The organism is Rhodovulum steppense (assembly GCF_004339675.1).
Lineage (GTDB): Bacteria > Pseudomonadota > Alphaproteobacteria > Rhodobacterales > Rhodobacteraceae > Rhodovulum > Rhodovulum steppense.
Window position 1 is genome coordinate 89,005 of sequence record NZ_SLVM01000002.1, and the last position, 17,663, is coordinate 106,667.

Below are 17,663 nucleotides of genomic sequence, written 5' to 3' on the forward strand. Positions count from 1 at the left end.
TCATGGCCTACGCTCTGAAACCCGCGATGACCGCATTGGCCGCCAGCCTGGCGCTGTCCGGCGCCGCGCTTGCGGAATCCGCGCCTCCGGGTGAGTTGCCCTTTGGCGTCTACGATCCCGACGGGCTGTTCGCGGACGATCCCGGGGTCACCATCGAACATCTGTTCCTGCCCTGGGAGGACGTGTTCCTGCCCAGCCTGATCGAGGCGGATGCCTATGCGCTGGCGCGCGGACGGTCGATCCTGGCCACGATCGAGCCCTGGACCTGGAACCGCAGCGAGCGCAATACCCCCGAGATCCTGCAACAGGGCATCGCCTCGGGCGAGTATGATCGCTACATGGCCTCGATCTGCGCGGTGCTGAACCTGTTCGAAAGCCCCGTCACCGTGCGCTGGGCGCAGGAGATGGAGGACGAAAGCGGCCAGTTCATCTGGGCCGACTGGGAGCCGGAGACCTATATCGCCGCCTATCGCCGCATGGTCGATGTCTGCCGCGTCCAGGCGCCCGACGTGAACTACATGTGGTCGCCGCTCGGCTTCGAGGAGCTTGCCGAATATTATCCCGGCGATGACTATGTCGACATCGTCGGGCTGTCGGTCTTCGGCCTGCAACCCTGGGAGCGCGAGATCCTCGGCGAGGGGCAGTCCTTCGAGTCGATCCTCGCGCCGCGCTACGCCCGCGCCGAGCCTTTCGGCAAGCCAGTGGTGGTGGCCGAACTGGGCTATTCGGGCAGCGCTGACTATGTCGCGAAATGGGACAGCGAGATCCGGCTGATCTATCCTGAGTTCCCCAGCCTGGTCGCCGTGGTCTATTTCAACCAGAAAGAGGTCTATCCTTGGCCCGACGGCTATGGTCTGCCGAACTGGCGCTTTGACTCGCGCGTGATCGACGAATAAGCGCAGTATTACATCCTTGACGCGAAGACCGGCCGAGGGCCGCCCGGAAATCGGGCGGCCCTCGGCAGTTTCTTGCCTGTGACGGCTGGTATGCCCTGTGATGTCTCGCCTTTGCCATCGTGATGCCACAAAAAGGCCCCACCACTCGACGACGCTCAATTTGATCTGGGGGCCTTCGGCCTGTTTCGGCAACGCCGTGCGCATGCCGGGAAGCGGATCTTGTGTCGGGCACCCGTGGACAGTCAACGCAGGAACCACTCGTCATGCGACTGAAAAGACGCCCATTCCGCGCCGCATTTCCGCTGCTCGCCGCGCTGGCGGCGGCTGGAACGATGGTCAGTGCTGCCCCGGCTGCGGCCGAGGGAAAGATCGTCCAGCGCCCGGCCATCGTCGGCGCCTCGGTCATGCGCTGGTTGAACCCTGCGCCCCGGACGGACAGGTCGCTGTCCACGCGCGAACGCAAGGCCATGGCCAGCCGGTTCGATTCCCGGCATGGCAGCGGCACTTATATCTGCACCGCCTCGGGCTTCGGCAAGCGGCCCAGCTGCTTCACCCGCTAAGGCCCCACGCCCCTTTCCCCACGCCCCCGTTCCGGGCTATGCCCGGCATGCAGGCGGCCGTGTCCGGGTTCCGGCCGGGCCTGCGGCAGCGGCAGGGACCAGAGGCATGAGACCCCCAGACCCCCGAGACACCAGCGCGCCACCGGCGATCGTCTGGCTGGCCGAATGGACCCGCCGCAAGGACGCGATCTTCGCCGCGATTGCCAGCCAATCGGGCGGCGGGCGGCGCCTGCCGCTGATCGGGCTGTCGTTCCGCAACTTTCCCGAAACGCAAGAACGCGCCGCCGCCGCGCTGGCCGTGGCCAAGCGCCAGCCCAGGGGGCGGCTTGGCCGGGCGCTGAAACGCGCGCTGATCGCTGCGCAATACAATTGGTCGCGCCGCTTCTTCACCCGCCAGCCCGGCGCGGTTGCCGTCTGCTGGAACGGGCTGACCGGCTCGCGCCGCGCCTTCATGGAAGGGGCGCGGGATGCGGGTGCAGGGCGGCTATATGCGGAACTCGCCCCCTTTCCGGGGCGGATCACCCTCGACCCGCTGGGCGTGAACGCGCAGAACGCCCTGCCGCGCGACCCCGGTTTCTACCGCGACTGGGCCGCCGCCGACCCGGCCCGGCAGGGCGAGGGCTGGCGCGCGCTGGGCGCGAACCTCACCGCGCGCGCCTCGCGCCGGGCCGATGTGGGGCAGGGGGATGGGGATGCGCTGGCGGGGGCGGGGCCGTTCCTGTTCTGCCCGCTCCAGGTGCCGAATGACAGCCAGATCACCCTGTTCGCGGGCTGGGTCGGCAGCGTCGAGGGGATGATCGCGGCCCTTGCCCGCACCGCCCGCACCCTGCCCGAAGGCTGGCATGTCCGACTCAAGGAACACCCCTCGGCGCGCAGTTCGCTGGCCGATCCGCTGGCCCGTGCCGTGGCCGAGGCGGGCGGGCGGCTGGTGATCGACAACGCCACCGACAGCTTTGCCCAGCTTGCCGCCTCGCGGGGCGTTCTGACCATCAACTCCTCGATGGGGTTGCAGGCGTTCTTTCACGACAAGCCGGTGATCGTGCTGGGGCAGGCCTTCTTTGCCATCCCCGGCCTTGTGACCCCGGTCCATTCCGAGGCCGCACTGGCCGAGACGCTGGCCCATCCGCAGGCGCTGAGCTTCGATCCCGCGCTGCGCGCGGCCTTCATGTCCTGTCTCGACCTTGTCTATTACCCGCGCGTGACCGAAGCCCCCGATGGCCGCGTCACCATCGACCCTGCCGCGCTGGCCCGGATGCTGGACGCCGCGCGGTCCGGAACGGCCCTTTCGCCCGGCGGCGCTTTCCTGTAAGGCTCCGCCCCGGGAATCCACCCGACGCTGAAGGAAAAACCCGATGGGCTACAAGGTCGCCGTCGTCGGCGCCACGGGCAACGTGGGCCGCGAAATGCTGAACATCCTCGCCGAGCGCGAGTTTCCGGTGGACGAGATCGCCGCGCTTGCCTCGCGCCGCTCGCTCGGCACCGAATGCAGCTTTGGCGACCGGACCCTCAAGACCCAGGACCTGGAACAGTTCGACTTCACCGGCTGGGATATCGCGCTGTTCGCCATCGGCTCGGATGCGACCAAGGAATACGCCCCCAGGGCCGCCCGCGCGGGCTGCGTGGTGATCGACAACTCGTCGCTCTACCGCTACGACCCCGACGTGCCGCTGATCGTTCCGGAAGTGAATGCCGACGCGGTCATGGGCTATGCGAAGAAGAACATCATCGCCAATCCCAACTGTTCCACCGCGCAGATGGTGGTGGCGCTCAAGCCGCTGCATGACCGTGCGCGGATCAAGCGGGTGGTGGTCTCGACCTATCAATCCGTCTCCGGCTCGGGCAAGGAGGCGATGGACGAGCTGTGGGACCAGACCAAGGGGATGTATGTGCCCGGGCAAGAGGTCGCGCCCAGCGTCTATCCCAAGCAGATCGCCTTCAACGTGATCCCGCAGATCGACGTCTTCCTCGATTCCGGCGAGACCAAGGAAGAATGGAAGATGGTCGCCGAGACCAAGAAGATCATGGACCCCGCGATCAAGGTCACGGCGACCTGCGTGCGTGTGCCGGTCTTTGTCGGCCATTCCGAGGCGATCAATATCGAGTTCGAGGATTTCCTGGACGAGGACGAGGCGCGCGACATCCTGCGCGAGGCGCCCGGGGTCATGGTGATCGACAAGCGCGAGCCCGGCGGCTACATCACGCCGGTCGAATGCGTGGGCGATTATGCCACCTTCGTCAGCCGCATCCGTCAGGATTCCACCATCGAGAACGGCCTGAACCTGTGGTGCGTGTCCGACAACCTGCGCAAGGGCGCGGCGCTGAACGCGGTGCAGATCGCCGAGGTTCTGGGCCAGCGCGCGTTGAAGAAGGGGTGAGAGGCGGTCCGGGGCGCACGCCCCGGCAAACGCTCCGGTGGCGAGTTTGAGCCTCGAACGGGCGGAGCCCCGGCCAGCCCTTGACGGCAGAACACGGCGCGGCGGCCCGGCCCCGCGCCGTTTGTCGTTCCGGCGCCTTTGTCCTTGCCAAGCCCCGGCCCCCTGCCGCACCCTGCAGGCCGCAGCCCCCCGCCGGAGCGATCCCCATGCGCCGCCTTGCCCTTGCCTTGCCCTTCGTCCTGATCCCTGCCCCGCTTGTGGCCGAGGATTTTCCCCTGACCAGCGCGGTCAGCGCCGTCACGCTCTATCCGCAGGGCGCGACCGTCACCCGCGCGGTTCCCTATGACATCCCCGCCGGGCGTCACCGGTTGATCCTGACCGATCTGCCCGCCTCGACGCCGCTGCATGCGGTGCGCGTGGGCGTGACCGGCGCCACGCTGGGCGGCGTCACCACGCGCGCCGATTTCGTGCCGCCCCGCAGCGCCGAGAAGGGCGCCGCGCTTGCCGCCGCCGAGGCCGAGGTCACGCGGCTGGAGGATGCGCTGCGCAGCGCCGAGGCCGACATCGCGGCGATCCGGCTTGAGGCCGAGGCGGCGCATGCCCGCATCGCCTTTTTCGAGCGGCTGGGGGCCACCGAATTGCCCCCCGGCACCGACATCGCCGCCCTTGCTGGCACTATCGGCGCGGGGACGCTGGAGGCGCTGCGCGCGGCCCATGCGGCCGAGCAACGCGCCGATACGGCCGACCGGGGGTTGAAGGACCTGCGCGAGGCGCTGACCCGGGCGCGGCAGGCGTTGGCGGCGCTTGTTCCCGAGGATGAGGTTCGGGCGTTTCTGGCGGTGGACTTGTGGTCCGATGTGCCGGCCAGCGGCGATCTGAGCGTCAGCTATACCATCGCCGAGGCGGGCTGGATGCCGGTCTATGACCTGCGGCTGGACCGCGCCGCCGGGCGGCTGGAGATCGAGCGCGGGGCCTTCGTGACGCAGGACACGGGCGAGAACTGGGCCGGTGTGGCGGTGACGCTGTCGAGCGTGCGCCCCTCGGAACGGACCGCGCCGGGCGAGGTCTGGCCGGACCTGCGCAGGATCGTCGATCCGGGCCAGGTGATGCCGCGATCTGGTGCTGCGCCGATGGCCGAGGCCGACATGGCGCGGGGGGGATTCGAACTGGCCGCGGCGCCCGCGCCGAAGGTCGAGGCGGTGGCGCAGGCCGATGCGCTGGCGGTCAATTATGCCTATCCGGACCCGGTCGATATCGCCGCGGGCGCGGACCGGGTGCGGCTGGCGCTGGGCGCGCTGACGGCCCCGGCCGAGATCTTTGTCCGCGCCGTTCCCTTGTGGGATTCCAATGGCTTCGTGGCTGCCAGCTTTACCAATGAAAGCGGCGAGGTGATCCTGCCGACGGGCGAGGCGATGTTCCATCTGGACGGGCGTTTCGTGGGTCGGCAGGACCTGGCGCTGATCCCGGCAGGGGGCGAGGCGGAGCTGGCCTTTGGTCCTGTCGAGGGGCTGCGCCTGAGCCGTGTCGTGACGCGCAGCGAGGGCGATCGGGGCGTGATCCGCAAGGCGAACGAATGGGCCGAGACCGTGCGGATCAGGGCCGAGAACCTGACCGCCGAGCCGTGGTCCGTGCGGCTGACGGACCGGGTGCCCTATTCCGAACAGGAGGATCTGAAGATCACCTGGACCGCCGATCCGCCGCCCGCCGGGACCGATCTGGACGACCGGCGGGGCGTGCTGGAATGGCACTTCGATCTGGCCCCCGGTGCGGTGCAGGAGGTCGGGGTGACCCAGCGGATGACCTGGCCCGAGGGCAAGGTCCTGCAGTAGGATTCCCGTATCTGAATTCCATATGAATTCCATATGAAACCCATCGGACCTTTTTCGAACCCGTGCCGCGCCCGGTTCCCGCCCGGAGGGGGGGCGCGGGTCAGAACCGTTCGGCGCGCAGCACCTGGCAATCGGTGACCGAGACGACGCCGATATGTCGCTCGACCACGGCGAAGGCGGCGTCCAGCAGCGCGTCCAGCCGTTCGGGCCGGATCAGGCAGACGACGGCGACCATGCCGCCCGCGCGCCCCACCTGGCCTTCGCGGCTCCACTCGCCCGACCGGCCGGTGCCGCCGAGGACCGGCAGCACCGTGTAGCCGGTGACGCCCGCCTCGCGCAGCGCGGCGGTCAGGCGGCGCTCCATCGGCGCCTCGATGATGATTTCCACCCGTTTTGCGGCATGGGTCTGCATGCGGTTATCCTCCGGTCACAAGCCGGGCCGCGGCAAGGTAAAGCGGGATGCCCAGCGTCAGGTTGAACGGGAAGGTGATCCCCAGCGACAGCGTCAGGTAGATCGAGGGCTTCGCCTCTGGCAGCGCCACCCGCATCGCCGCCGGCACCGCGATATAGGAGGCCGAGGCCGCCAGCGTCATCATCAGCACCACGCCGCCCAGGCTGAGCCCCAGCGCGAGCCCCGCGGCCAGCCCGAAGGCGGCGCCGATGGGCGGCATGACCACCCCGAAGGCCAGGAGCCCCGGCGTGATGACCCCCCGGCTTTCGCGCAGGTTCCGCCCCGCCACCAGACCCATGTCCAGCAGGAACAGGCAGAGCACGCCCTTGAAGGGTGCGATGATGAAGCTTTCGATCTCGGCCAGCCCGGCGGGTCCGGTGATCCAGCCGATGGCGAAGGCGCCGATCAGCAGCACGATCGAGCCGTTGAGCAGGATCTCGCGCCAGAGGCCCGACTCCATGTCGGTCTGGCCGCCCTTGCGCATCACCAGCCACAGCGCGGCGAGGATCGCGGGCGCCTCCATGATCGCGGCGACGGCGACCATGAAGCCCTCGGACGCGATGCCCTGGCTGGTCAGCACCGATGTCGCGGCCACGAAGGTCACGATCGAGATCGAGCCGTAATGCGCCGCGACCGCGCCCGCATCCACCGTGCCCAGCCGCGTCATTGTCCGCAGCAGCGCAAAGGCCACAAAGGGGATGCCCGCCGACAGCACCAGCCCGGCGATCAGCGCCAGAAGAAGCGTGCCGTCCAGCCCGTGCGCGGCAACGCCCGCGCCGCCCTTGAAGCCGATGGCGAACAGAAGGTAGATCGACAGCGCCTTGGCTGCGGCCTCGGGCACGGAAAGATCGGATCGCGCCAGCGACGCCGCGACTCCGAGCGCGAAGCTGAGGATGATCGGCGACAGCAGGTTGCCTGCCGCGAGTTCGACGATGCCGGTCAGGTGCGGCCCCCGTTCATGCTGTTGGACCCCGATGGATCATGCGCCAAGGACAGGCTCAGATCGCCACGAACCGCCCGGCCTCGGAATCGTAGCATTCCACCACGCCCTCGGCGATATCCTTCCAAAGCCCGTGCAGGGCCAGTTCCTCGGCCTCGACCGCGGCGCGCACATAGGGAAAGGTCATCAGGTTTTCCAGCGAGACCAGCACCGCGTCCTTTTCCATCGCCTCCAGCCGGTCCGCCTCGGTCGCGGCCCCTTCGGTCCGGTCGTAGCTGGGGCGCAGGATGTCCATCCAGCGGCCGATGAAGCTGGTCTTTTCCTCAAGCTCCGGCGCGAGGCCCGCGCACATGTCATGGCAGCCCTTGATGCCGCCGCAGCGGGAATGGCCCACCACCAGCAGGTTCGCCACCTTCAGCACGGTGACCGCATACTCGATTGCCGCGGAGGTGCCGTGATTGCCGCCATCGGGCGCATAGGGCGGCACCAGCGCCGCAATGTTGCGATGGATGAAGAACTCGCCCCCGTCCGCGCGGAACATCGCGCTGACATGCACGCGCGAGTCGCAGCAGGAGATGACCATCGTGCGCGGGCGCTGTCCTTCCTCGGCGAGGCGGCGAAACCAGGCCTTGTTCTCGGCATGGGCGGTGGCCTTCCAGCCCTGGTAACGCTGGACGAGGTATTGCGGCAGAGGGCGGGCGTCTTTCATCACGTTCTCCGTTTTCTCTGCCGCTGCATAAAGCGCATTTGCCGGTAATTCGAGAGATTTCGGCGTCGCGGTGAAACGCTTTCTTGACGCTGAGGGGGCAGTTTCCCCGCAGGTGTGGTGCGATAAATCGGAGGGGTTCCGTGTCCCGAGTTGTGGTCTTGCGTCAGGATGAACCGTTGAGTGTGGATTCGGATCGTCTGGCGGACATGTTCGTCGATCTGGGCGAGGCGAGGGCCGCGCATCTGATCTCGGTCTCGGTCGAGCGGCTGGAGGAGCTGATGGTCTGCCTCGATCTGGCGGTGGTGCAGGTGCGCCCGGGAGATTGCGTCGATCTGGTGGGCCAGATCCGTGCTCTGGGCGATTCGCTGGGGCTGATCGGCCTGTCGATCGCCGCGCGGGGCGTGTCGCGTGCGGTGCAGACCGGCGATGCGGTGGCGGTGGCCGCCACGATGGAGCGGCTGCGGCGGATCGCGCAGCGGTCGTTCCGGATCGCGGCGGAGTTGCAGCACCGCTCGGGCTGAACCCGCTTGCGGGCGCGGGCGAAGCGGCTAGGCTCGGGGTCCATCCCGATCCACGACCGAAGGACGCCCCGCCCATGCCGCCTCGTTTCGCCGCGCCCGATGCGCCCTCGCTGCCGCTTCATGTCGTCGAGGAGGCAGCCCTTGCCGCATGGCGCGCCGCCCGTCCCCCGGCCGAGGCCGAATGGCTGAATGCCACGGGCTTTGCCGCCGGTCTGGGCGAGGTCGCGCTGTTGCCCGGGCCCGATGGCCGGGTCGCGGGGGCGGTTGCGGGCTACGGAACGGCGGACAAGCGCGCGCGCGGGCGGTTTCACCTTGCGGGCGCGGCGGCGCGCCTGCCCGAAGGCCCGTGGCATCTGGAGACCGCGCTTGCGGGGGCAGAACTGGCCGCCGAGGCGCTGGGCCTGCTGCTGGCCGCCTACCGCTTTGACCGCTACCGCGCGCAGCCGCCGCTGAAGGCGCAGGTCAAGGCGCCGCCCGGCATCGACGCGCCCCGGATCGGGGCGCTGGCCGCGGCCGAATGGCTGACCCGCGATCTGATCAACACGCCCGCCTGCGACATGGGCCCCGAGGCGCTGGAGGATGCGCTGGTCGCGCTGGCCGCGCGCCACGGCGCAAGCGTCACCGCGATCCGGGGCGACGATCTGATCGCCCAGAATTTCCCCCTGATCCATGCCGTCGGCCGCGCCGGGCCGCAGGCGCCGCGGCTGCTGGACCTGCGCTGGGGCGATGCGGGGCCGCGTCTGACGCTGGTCGGCAAGGGGGTCTGTTTCGACACCGGCGGGCTGAACCTGAAACCGGGCGAGTCGATGGGCCTGATGAAGAAGGACATGGGCGGGGCCGCGACCGCGATGGGGCTGGCGCAGGCGATCATGGCGCTGGGCCTGCCCGTGCGACTGCGGCTGCTGGTCCCGGCGGTGGAAAACAGCGTCTCGGCCAACGCCTTTCGCCCGCAGGATATCCTGAGGGCGCGCAACGGGTTGAGCGTCGAGATCAACAATACCGATGCCGAGGGGCGGCTGGTGCTGGCCGACGCGCTGGCGCTGGCCTGCGAGGACCAGACCGACCTGCTGATCTCGATGGCCACGCTGACCGGGGCGGCGCGCGTTGCCGTCGGCCCCGATATCGCGCCCTTCTATACCGGCGACGAGGCGCTGGCCGCAGCGCTGGCCGCCGCGGGGGCAGAGGGCGCCGATCCAGTCTGGCGCATGCCCTTCCACGCGCCTTACGAGGCGATGATCGAGCCCGGCATCGCCGATCTCGACAATGCGCCCCGGGGCGGTTTTGCCGGGTCGATCACCGCCGCGCTGTTCCTGCGCCGCTTTGCCGGGGACGCGCGCTATGCCCATTTCGACATCTATGGCTGGCAACCCGCCGATGCGCCCGCCCGGCCCAAGGGCGGGCTGGGACAGGGCGCGCGCGCGATCCTGGGCGCGCTGCCGCAGGTGCTGGGGCTGTGAGCGACCGGCGCGAGACACCGGCGAATGCCCGCGTCGCGGCGCTGCATCTGCGGGGCAAGGTCGCGGCCGAGCGGTTCGTTGCGCCCATCCGCCACCGGGTCATCCCGCCGCTGACGGACCTGCTGCGCGCCCCCGGCGGCCCGCGCGAGCGCCAGCTTGTCCATGGCGAGGCGTTCGAGGTGCTGGACACGCATGAGGGCCATGCCTTCGGCTGGGCCGCGCGCGACGGTTATGTGGGCTACATCGGCGCTGCGGCGCTGTCGGACGGGCTGCCCGAACCCAGCCATGCCGTCGCCGCGCCTGCCACCCATGCCTATCCCGCGCCCGACCTGAAATGCCCCGAGATCTGCGCCCTGTCCTTCGGCACGCAGATCCGCGTCACCGCCGAGAGCGGCGATTTCTGCGAGACCGCCGAAGGCTGGTTCCTGCCCAGGCCGCATCTGCGCGCGCTGGATGCGCCCTTTGCCGATCCGGTCGCGGTGGCAGAGCTGTTCCTCGGGGTGCCCTATCTGTGGGGCGGCAACTCGATCCGGGGGATCGACTGTTCGGGGCTGGTCCAGGCGGCCTTTCTGGCCTGCGGCCGGGCCTGTCCCGGCGACAGCGACCAGCAGGCCCGCGCGCTGGGCGCGCCGCTTCCCCCGGACAGCCCGCCCCGGCGCGGCGACCTGATCTTCTGGACCGGCCATGTCGCGCTGGTCGCCGACCCCCTTACGCTGATCCATGCCACGGCGCATGCGATGTCGGTGGTCCGCGAACCCATCATAGGTGCGCTTTCCCGGATCGCGGCCATGGGCGGCGGCGCGCCCAGCGCGCATCGCCGCCCCTAGCCGACCGCCCCTAGCCGACCGGGCGGATCAGCGCCTTGTCCAGCACGCGCAGCACCTGTTTCAGGTCAGGACCGCGCTTCAGGATGCGCCCGTCCATCCCGATCACCGCATAGATCCCCTGGCGGGCGCGCAGGCGCGGGCGCTTCTCGATGCGGTAAAGCGGGTGCTCGGCGGTGCGGCGAAAGACGGAAAAGACCGCCGCCTCGCGCAGCGACGAGATGGCATAATCGCGCCACTCCCCCGCGGCGACCATCCGTCCGTAAAGCGCAAGGATCACCCCAAGCTCAGCGCGGTCGAAGCTGATCTGCTCGGGCGGGCCGGCGTGGACGAACGGGGGCGGTGTCACGACGTTCATCCGCCCAGCGTGCCGCCGCCGCGTCGTCAAATCAAGTCCTGCCCGGATCGCGCCCCGAAATTACCTTGCGATGGTCGCGCGCGGTCCGCGATGCCGCCCGGATTCGCGGGAATATTGCCTTCATAGCGAAGACGCTACCCCGGTGCTGCGGATTAACAGCCCCCACCCAGCCTGCGGCATCGGGGACTTTCGCTTCCTGTCCCCTCAGAATGCTGGACGGTTGTCGCGATGCGGGCAGTTCAGTTGGCCTGTCGTGGGATGGTCAGGCGAGTCATCCTATCTGTGGCGGTCGGCCGGGCCGATATAGGGCCTGGCGCAGCGATACGCTGGCGCTGGCTGTTCGGACGATTCTGCTGATGCCCTTCTGTTCTGCCAAATTCGGTCGGGGGCTCGACGGCAGTTCTCCGATCAGGATACGGGGGCGTTCATCCGTGATGTGAATGCGCTTATGCAGGCGTCGACCGAGGCGGTTTGCTCGATCCGGCCCGGCGCCATGATGGCCAGGCGGTCGGCGTGTTCCATCGCCTCGTCTTGGTCATGGGTGACGAAGAGGATGGTCAGGCCGGTGCGCGCGCGCAATTCGTGCAGCAACTGCCAGAGTTTGGCGCGCACCGGGGCATCGAGCGCGCTGAAGGCTTCGTCGCAAAGCAGCAAATCCGGCGCGACCGCCAGCGCACGGGCCAGCGCCACCCGCTGACGCATGCCGCCCGAAAGCTGGCGGGGGTATTTCCCTGCATCGCCGGGGCCCAGCCCGACCGCATCCAGCATCGCCCGGGCACGCGCGCGCCGCTCTGCCCGGCCAAGGCCCAAGCCGCGCAGCGCGAAGCCGACATTGCCCAGCGCCGTCTTCCAGGGCAGCAGCGCGGGGTCCTGGAACACGATCCCCAGCCGGGCACAGCGCCGCGCGACCCGGCCCGCATCGGGGGTCAGCAGCCCCGCGGCCAGCGCGATCAGCGTGCTCTTGCCGCAGCCCGACGGCCCCATCAGCGCGGTGATCGTGCCCGCGGGCAGCGACAGGTCAAGCCCGCGCAGCACCGGCCTGCCGTCATGGGCGAAATCGACGCCGTCAAGGCGCAGCGGTTCGGTCATGTCCCGACGCCCCGCCCGTCATCGCGCCAATGGACCATGCGGCGCTGAAGCGGCTGCAACAGCGCCAGATCGACCGCGACCAGCACCGCCACCACGACCAGCACCCAGGCCATCATCGCGGCCGTATCGACATGGGCGCGCGCGGTGGCCAGTCCGTCGCCGATACCGCCCGCACCGGCCAGCAACTCGGCCATGACCGACACCTTCCACGACATCGCCAGCGTGGTGGCCAGCGCGGGAAACACATGGCCCAGCATATGCGGCAGGTGCATGTGGGCAAGCCGTGCACCAAGCGGCACGCGGAACGCCCGCGCCATGCGGACCAGCCCGCCATCGAGGCTGTGAACCCCGGCCACGGCCGCGGCAAAGACCAGCGGGCCGGTTGCCACGGCCACGGTGAACACGACCGCCCAGCGCCCGCCGAACCACAGAAGCGCCAGCACCACCCAGGCAATCGCGGGGATCCCCAGCAGCACCACCGCGACCGGCTGCAACGCCCGCTGTGCCTCGGGGCGCAGGCCGGCCAGTGTTCCGGCGATCATGGCCGTCGCCGCGCCCAGCACCCAGCCCATCCCGGCATTTCCAGCGGTCTGGGCCAGCGCCGGGGCAACGCGGCCCTCGGCGATCATGTGCCAGAGCGTGACGCCCGTCTCGGCCAGACCGGGCAGCACCAGCGGCCCCCAGATGCGATGCCCGGCCTCCCAAAGGACCAGCAACAGGGCAAGGCCCGCAAGGCTCCAGAGCCGGGAGGGAGGGCGTTTTCGCGCCATGGCCCTAGCCCCAGTAGAAATCGGCATCGGGCAGGCGGTGCGCGACGATGCCCGGGGCCAGCGTCATGAGGTGCTGGAAATAGGTCTCGATATCCTGCTGCGCCTGCCGCGCGCTGGCCACGCCCAGCCGCACGAAGGGCAGCGAGCGGGCCACGATCTCGGGCGCAAGACCGAGATGCGGCGCGGCCAGCGCGCCCGCCGCCATGGGGTCGGCCTGCGCCCAATCGGCGGCCTCGATACAGGCGGCATGGGCGGCGGCGACGACTTCGGGCGCGCGGTCCAGAAATTCGGCGCTGACCGCCAGCCCCACCTGCGGAATCCGCGGGCCGCGCCCGGTGTGCTGGCCATAGATCTCGGCGATGTCGAGCGCGCGGATCATGGGCAATCCTTCGCGTTCGGCGCGGATCTGCGCGGCCGTGGCGGCGGGTTCATGCAGCAGCGCCACATCGCCCCGCCCGGACAGGAACAGCGGCACCGCCTCGCCGGGCGAGCCGACATAGTCGAGCCGCAGATCGCGGTCGGGGTCCAGCCCGGCCCAGCCCAGCACCATGCGAAACAACAGATCCGGCGCCTCGTTCTTGTTCGACAGCAGCACCCGGCGGCCCGCCAGATCCGCGATCGAGCGGATGCGGTCATCGCGCGCCATGACGTAGAGCACGCCCCAGGTCACGACATTCACCATGCGCGTGCCCGCGCCGCGATTGAAGAAATTGGCCGCGGCATAGGTGGAACTGGCAAACAGCCGGAACGCGCCCGAGGCGATGCCTGCGCGCAACTGGTCGGTGCTTTTCCAGATCTCGAACCGCGCGCCGGGGGCTGCGGCCTGAAATCGGTCAGAGGCCACCGCCCCGGCAAAGACCGCCGAAGGCGTGCCCGGAATACCCCAGAGAGTCAGCGGCTCCGCCCCTCGCGCCGGGGCCGCAAGGGGCAGCGCGGCCAGCCCGGCCAGCACCGCGCGGCGGTCGAGGGACGGCATCGGGGTCAATAGACCATCGTGCTCATGGTGATGTCGTCCCAGATTTCCTTGACGGTGTGCTTCAGCTCGCGTCGGCGATCCTCGTAGCTCGTGTGCAGCAATTGGTGCGCAAGTTCCGAGTTCGGCGCGCCCAGGAAATCGCGGTACAACGCCTGCACCTGCGGGTTGTTGTGCGACTGGCGCACGCGGGCCGCGCGGTCGACCGCATAGATCGTTTCGCGCCGTTTCTGGGCCAGCGGCAGATACGCCTTTTTCGAACGCAGCGACCCGCCCCCATCGACGCAGCCGCCGGGGCAGGCCATCACCTCGATGAAATCGTAATCGGCCCTGCCTGCCAGCACCGAGTCCACCAGCGCGCGCGTGTCGCCAAGCCCGTGGACCATGGCCACCCTGACCTCGCCCACCTGCCCGCCCAGATCGACGCGGGCCTCGCGGATGCCTTCGAAACCGCGCAACTGGGTCAGTTCGATCTGCTCCAGTTCGCGGCCGTTGACGATGGCGTAGACGGTGCGCAGCGCGGCCTCCATCACGCCGCCGGTGGTGCCGAAGATGGCACCCGCGCCGGAATATTCGCGCAAGAAGGGGCTGTCGAAGCCCGAGGGTTCCAGCGTCTTCAGGTCGATCCCCTCGCGGCGCAGCAGGCGGGCGAATTCGCGGGTGGTCAGCACCAGATCGGTATCGGGCCGCCCGTCCCGCGCCAGTTGCGGGCGCGTCGCCTCCTCTTTCTTGGCGACGCAGGGCATGACCGAGATCACGCGGATCCGATCCGGCGCGACGCCCAGTTTTCCGGGCAGCCAGGTCTTGGCAATGGCCGACAGCACCTGTTGCGGCGACCGGGTCGAGGACAGAAGCGGCAGGATCTCGGGATAATGGATCTCGGCAAAGTCGATCCAGGCCGGGCAGCACGAGGTAAAGGTGGGCCGCCGCCCCGCCTTGAGCCGGCCCAGCAACTCGGCGCCTTCCTCCATGATGACGACGTCGGCGGCGAAATTGGTGTCCAGCACCACGTCGAAGCCGAGCTTGCGGCAGGCGGTGGCGATATGGCCCTCGACATTGGTGCCGGGGGGCATGCCGAATTCCTCGCCAAAGGCGACGCGCACGGCGGGGGCGAATTGCACCACCGTCACAAGGTCGGGGTCGCAGATATAGTCGATGGCCCGGTCGGTCTCGTCGCGTTCGCCCAAGGCGCCGGTGGGGCAGACCAGCACGCATTGCCCGCAGGACACGCAGGCCGACGAGGGGTAATCCTCGGCGCCCCGCAGCGCCACCAGCCGGTCAAGCCCGGTGCCCTCCATCGCCAGCGCGTCGACCTGCTGGTGATGGCGGCAGATCGCGACGCAGCGCTGGCAGCGCACGCAGCGGCGCATGTCGCGCACCATCGCGGGCGAGGTCAGGTCGATGGGCCGCGCCTCGGTCCGGGCACGGTCGAAGAAACGGTTTTCCTTGAGACCCACGAACTGCGCCAGATCCTGCAATTCGCAATCGCCATGCCGGATGCAGGTCGCGCAATCCTGCAAATGGTCGGCCATCAGCAGTTCCACCTGCAAGCGCTGCATGTCGCGCGCGCGCTTGCTGCGGGTCCGCACCTCCATCCCGTCGCGGATGGGCGTGTTGCAGGCGGTCACGATCTGCGGCGCGTCATGGCCGGCCTGCACGATCTCGACCACGCAGACGCGGCAGGTGCCGGGGGTGTGGTCGATGTCGTCCAGTTCGCACAGCGTCGGGATATAGATGTCATGCCGCCGCGCACAGGACAGGATGGTTTCGTTCGCCCGGCCGGTGCAGGGCGTCCCGTTGAGGATCAGCGCCACGGTCTCGGGCGCGTCGGGGCCGGGTGTGTCGGGGCCGGAGGTGCACATGGCTCAGACCGCTCCTTCGGGGATGGGATGGCCGGTAAGGACCGTGTAGACGCGATAGCAGCGCATGCAGCGCTGCGCCTCGGCATAGGCGGCCCTGGCGCTGATCGTCTGCTCGACCTCCTCGAACATGCGCTTGCGCAATTCGGGGTCGAGTTCGGGATTGTGCACGCGATAGGCGTTGCGCACCGGCGTCTCGACCACGTCATTGGCCAGGAAATCGTTGTCGGCGATCAGCTTGCGCATCCGCGCACGCTTGTAGAACCTGACCGAACCGCGCTGGATCCAGTCGTCGATATTGCGCGCGGCCTTCAGCCCGTCGGCCATCGCCCAGATCAGCGTCGAGGGGCCGGTGACGCAATCGCCCCCCGCAAAGACACCCGGCCGCGAGGTGGTGAGCGCATCATCCGCGGCCACGCAGCGCCAGCGGTCCAGCGCGATGCCGTCCGCCTCGATCCGGCTGCCATCCTCGACCTGCTGGCCGATGGCCGCGATCAGCGTGTCGCAGGGCAATGTCACCTCGCTGCCGGGGATCGGGCGGACCTTGCGCCGGCCGCTGTCGTCGGGCTCGCTCTGTTCCATCTGCGCGACCACCACGCCGGTGACGCGGCCCGCCTGGGTCAGCACGCGGACCGGGTTGCAAAGCGTGTGAAAGGTCACGCCCTCGGCCTCGGCATCCGCGATCTCGCCGGGATCGGCGGGCATGTCCGCGCGGGTGCGACGGTAAAGGACATGCACGCGCCCCGCCCCCAGCCGGATCGCCGAGCGCACGCAATCCATCGCGACATTGCCCCCGCCGACCACCAGCACCTCGCCCGACAAGGACAGCGGCACCTTGCCCGCGACATGGTCATGGACCCGCAGAAGGAAGTCGATGCCGCTGAAATAGCCGGCGCGCGCCTCGTCCTCGCCCGCGACCCCCAACCGCGAGCCCGCCTGGCAACCGAGCCCCAGGAACACCGCCCGGTAGCCGCGCGCGAACAGATCGTTGATGCTGAAATCGCGGCCGAGCTGCTGGCCGAACAGGAAGCGCCCGCCCAGATCGGCGATGATTTCGGTTTCCAGCGCCAGCGTGTCCTTGGGCAGCCGGTAGGCGGGAATGCCGATCTGCGCCATGCCGCCCGCCTGGCTTGCCTTGTCGAACACATCGACGTGATAGCCGCGCAGCAGCAGATGATAGGCGCAGGAAATCCCCGCCGGACCCGCACCGACCACCGCCACCCGCATGGCCGGATCCAGCGGTTTGCGGATCATGTCGCGGGTGAATTCCAGCGCGTTCGGGCCGCTTTGCTGGTCGGCGACAAAGCGTTTCAGGGTCTTGATCCCCACCGCCTCGTCCACGAACTTGCGTCGGCAGGCCTGTTCGCAATAGCGCACGCAGACCCGCCCGCAGGTCGCCGCCATCGGGTATTTCTGCAACAGAACCCCCAGCGAGTTCTCGGGCTTGCCGTCGCGGATATAGTCGATATAGCGCGGCACGTTGACCTTGGAGGGGCAGGCCTCGATGCAGGGGGCGGTCATGTAGGCCATGCCATGCTGGGCGCGGATCGGGCGTTTCGGGGCCAGTTCGGCCTCGATCCGGCCGCGGAAATGGCCCAGCGCATCCAACAGCGCCACCGCACAGGTCTGGCCCAGACCGCAAAGCGAGGTTTCGCGCATCTGCTCGCCCAGCATCGCGATCTGATCCAGATCCAGCGGTGCATCCAGCCCGCGCCGCATCGCGTCCAGCGCGTCGCGCACCAGCACCGTGCCCATCCGGCAGGGCGTGCAGACGCCACAGGATTGTTCGGCCGCCTTGCGCATGTAGTGGTAAAGCGCGTCCACAAGGCTGACGCTTTCATCGAACACGAAGAATCCGCGGTCGCCGAAAAAGGCGCGGATCGGGTTGCCCTCGTCGAACTCGTCGAAATTGCGGGGCTCAAGGGTGGCTTGCCCTGCCTGCCGGTCATGGACGACCCCGTCCCAGACCCCATAGGCCACCTGTGTCATGGCGCACTCCTTTCCGGGGACGGCCAGCGCCACCGCCCCTGTCGCCCCGAACCTCGCGCGGCG

Annotated in this window: 17 protein-coding genes; 8 read left to right on the forward strand and 9 right to left on the reverse strand. The window is 69.1% G+C overall.

What is annotated here, in order from left to right; genetic code table 11:
• Positions 1–2 precede the first annotated feature (2 nt).
• The 5 genes from EV216_RS01600 (at position 3) to EV216_RS01620 (ending at position 5,660) form a co-directional block, all read left to right on the forward strand.
• Positions 3–896, forward strand: a complete 894-nt coding sequence (locus EV216_RS01600) for a glycoside hydrolase family 26 protein (RefSeq protein ID WP_132693304.1) — start codon at positions 3–5, stop codon at positions 894–896.
• Positions 897–1,159: 263 nt separating this feature from the next.
• Positions 1,160–1,456, forward strand: coding sequence for a hypothetical protein (locus EV216_RS01605; protein ID WP_132693305.1), 297 nt, complete (start codon positions 1,160–1,162; stop codon positions 1,454–1,456).
• A gap of 106 nt (positions 1,457–1,562) precedes the next feature.
• Positions 1,563–2,765 carry a capsular polysaccharide export protein, LipB/KpsS family gene (locus EV216_RS01610; RefSeq protein WP_132693306.1) on the forward strand — a complete coding sequence of 401 codons (1,203 nt, stop codon included), beginning with the start codon at positions 1,563–1,565 and terminating at the stop codon, positions 2,763–2,765.
• 43 nt (positions 2,766–2,808) lie between these two features.
• Positions 2,809–3,831: an aspartate-semialdehyde dehydrogenase gene (locus EV216_RS01615; RefSeq protein WP_132693307.1), complete on the forward strand. Its 1,023-nt coding sequence runs from the start codon at positions 2,809–2,811 to the stop codon at positions 3,829–3,831.
• Positions 3,832–4,037: 206 nt separating this feature from the next.
• Positions 4,038–5,660, forward strand: coding sequence for a DUF4139 domain-containing protein (locus EV216_RS01620; protein WP_132693308.1), 1,623 nt, complete (start codon positions 4,038–4,040; stop codon positions 5,658–5,660).
• Positions 5,661–5,760: 100 nt separating this feature from the next.
• Here the strand turns inward: EV216_RS01620 and EV216_RS01625 are convergent, their stop codons facing one another.
• The 3 genes from EV216_RS01625 to EV216_RS01635 are packed head-to-tail and all read right to left on the reverse strand — an operon-like array spanning position 5,761 to position 7,760.
• Positions 5,761–6,072, reverse strand: coding sequence for a P-II family nitrogen regulator (locus EV216_RS01625; protein ID WP_132693309.1), 312 nt, complete (start codon positions 6,070–6,072; stop codon positions 5,761–5,763).
• Positions 6,073–6,076: 4 nt separating this feature from the next.
• Positions 6,077–7,054 (reverse strand): sodium-dependent bicarbonate transport family permease, encoded by a 978-nt coding sequence (locus EV216_RS01630; RefSeq protein WP_132693310.1) that lies wholly within the window; start codon positions 7,052–7,054, stop codon positions 6,077–6,079.
• 55 nt (positions 7,055–7,109) lie between these two features.
• Positions 7,110–7,760 carry a carbonic anhydrase gene (locus EV216_RS01635; RefSeq protein WP_132693311.1) on the reverse strand — a complete coding sequence of 217 codons (651 nt, stop codon included), beginning with the start codon at positions 7,758–7,760 and terminating at the stop codon, positions 7,110–7,112.
• Positions 7,761–7,936: 176 nt separating this feature from the next.
• On the opposite strand from EV216_RS01635, the gene EV216_RS01640 reads away from it, so the two are divergent.
• The 3 genes from EV216_RS01640 to EV216_RS01650 all read left to right on the forward strand — a co-directional run bounded on the left by EV216_RS01640 (position 7,937) and on the right by EV216_RS01650 (position 10,565).
• Positions 7,937–8,281 (forward strand): hypothetical protein, encoded by a 345-nt coding sequence (locus tag EV216_RS01640; RefSeq protein WP_132693312.1) that lies wholly within the window; start codon positions 7,937–7,939, stop codon positions 8,279–8,281.
• Positions 8,282–8,355: 74 nt separating this feature from the next.
• A complete protein-coding gene (locus EV216_RS01645) occupies positions 8,356–9,738 on the forward strand; it encodes a leucyl aminopeptidase family protein (protein ID WP_132693313.1) in 1,383 nt (460 codons plus the stop codon).
• Positions 9,735–10,565 carry a C40 family peptidase gene (locus EV216_RS01650; protein ID WP_132693314.1) on the forward strand — a complete coding sequence of 277 codons (831 nt, stop codon included), beginning with the start codon at positions 9,735–9,737 and terminating at the stop codon, positions 10,563–10,565. The genes EV216_RS01645 and EV216_RS01650 overlap by 4 nt, the downstream gene beginning before the upstream one ends.
• Positions 10,566–10,575: 10 nt before the next feature.
• On the opposite strand, the gene EV216_RS01655 is transcribed toward EV216_RS01650, so the two are convergent.
• The 6 genes from EV216_RS01655 to EV216_RS01680 form a co-directional block, all read right to left on the reverse strand.
• A complete protein-coding gene (locus EV216_RS01655) occupies positions 10,576–10,920 on the reverse strand; it encodes a DUF2794 domain-containing protein (protein WP_132693315.1) in 345 nt (114 codons plus the stop codon).
• Positions 10,921–11,328: 408 nt separating this feature from the next.
• The gene (locus tag EV216_RS01660; RefSeq protein WP_132693316.1) at positions 11,329–12,009 is read right to left on the reverse strand and encodes an ABC transporter ATP-binding protein; all 681 of its coding nucleotides are present in this window, start codon (positions 12,007–12,009) and stop codon (positions 11,329–11,331) included.
• A complete protein-coding gene (locus tag EV216_RS01665; protein ID WP_132693317.1) occupies positions 12,006–12,779 on the reverse strand; it encodes an ABC transporter permease in 774 nt (257 codons plus the stop codon). The genes EV216_RS01660 and EV216_RS01665 overlap by 4 nt, the downstream gene beginning before the upstream one ends.
• 4 nt (positions 12,780–12,783) lie before the next feature.
• Positions 12,784–13,755: an ABC transporter substrate-binding protein gene (locus EV216_RS01670; protein ID WP_132693318.1), complete on the reverse strand. Its 972-nt coding sequence runs from the start codon at positions 13,753–13,755 to the stop codon at positions 12,784–12,786.
• Between the two features lie 5 nt (positions 13,756–13,760).
• The gene (locus EV216_RS01675) at positions 13,761–15,614 is read right to left on the reverse strand and encodes a [FeFe] hydrogenase, group A (protein WP_132693319.1); all 1,854 of its coding nucleotides are present in this window, start codon (positions 15,612–15,614) and stop codon (positions 13,761–13,763) included.
• 3 nt (positions 15,615–15,617) lie between these two features.
• Entirely contained in the window at positions 15,618–17,600 is a 1,983-nt protein-coding gene (locus EV216_RS01680; RefSeq protein ID WP_132693320.1) for an FAD-dependent oxidoreductase, read from the reverse strand.
• Positions 17,601–17,663 lie beyond the last annotated feature (63 nt).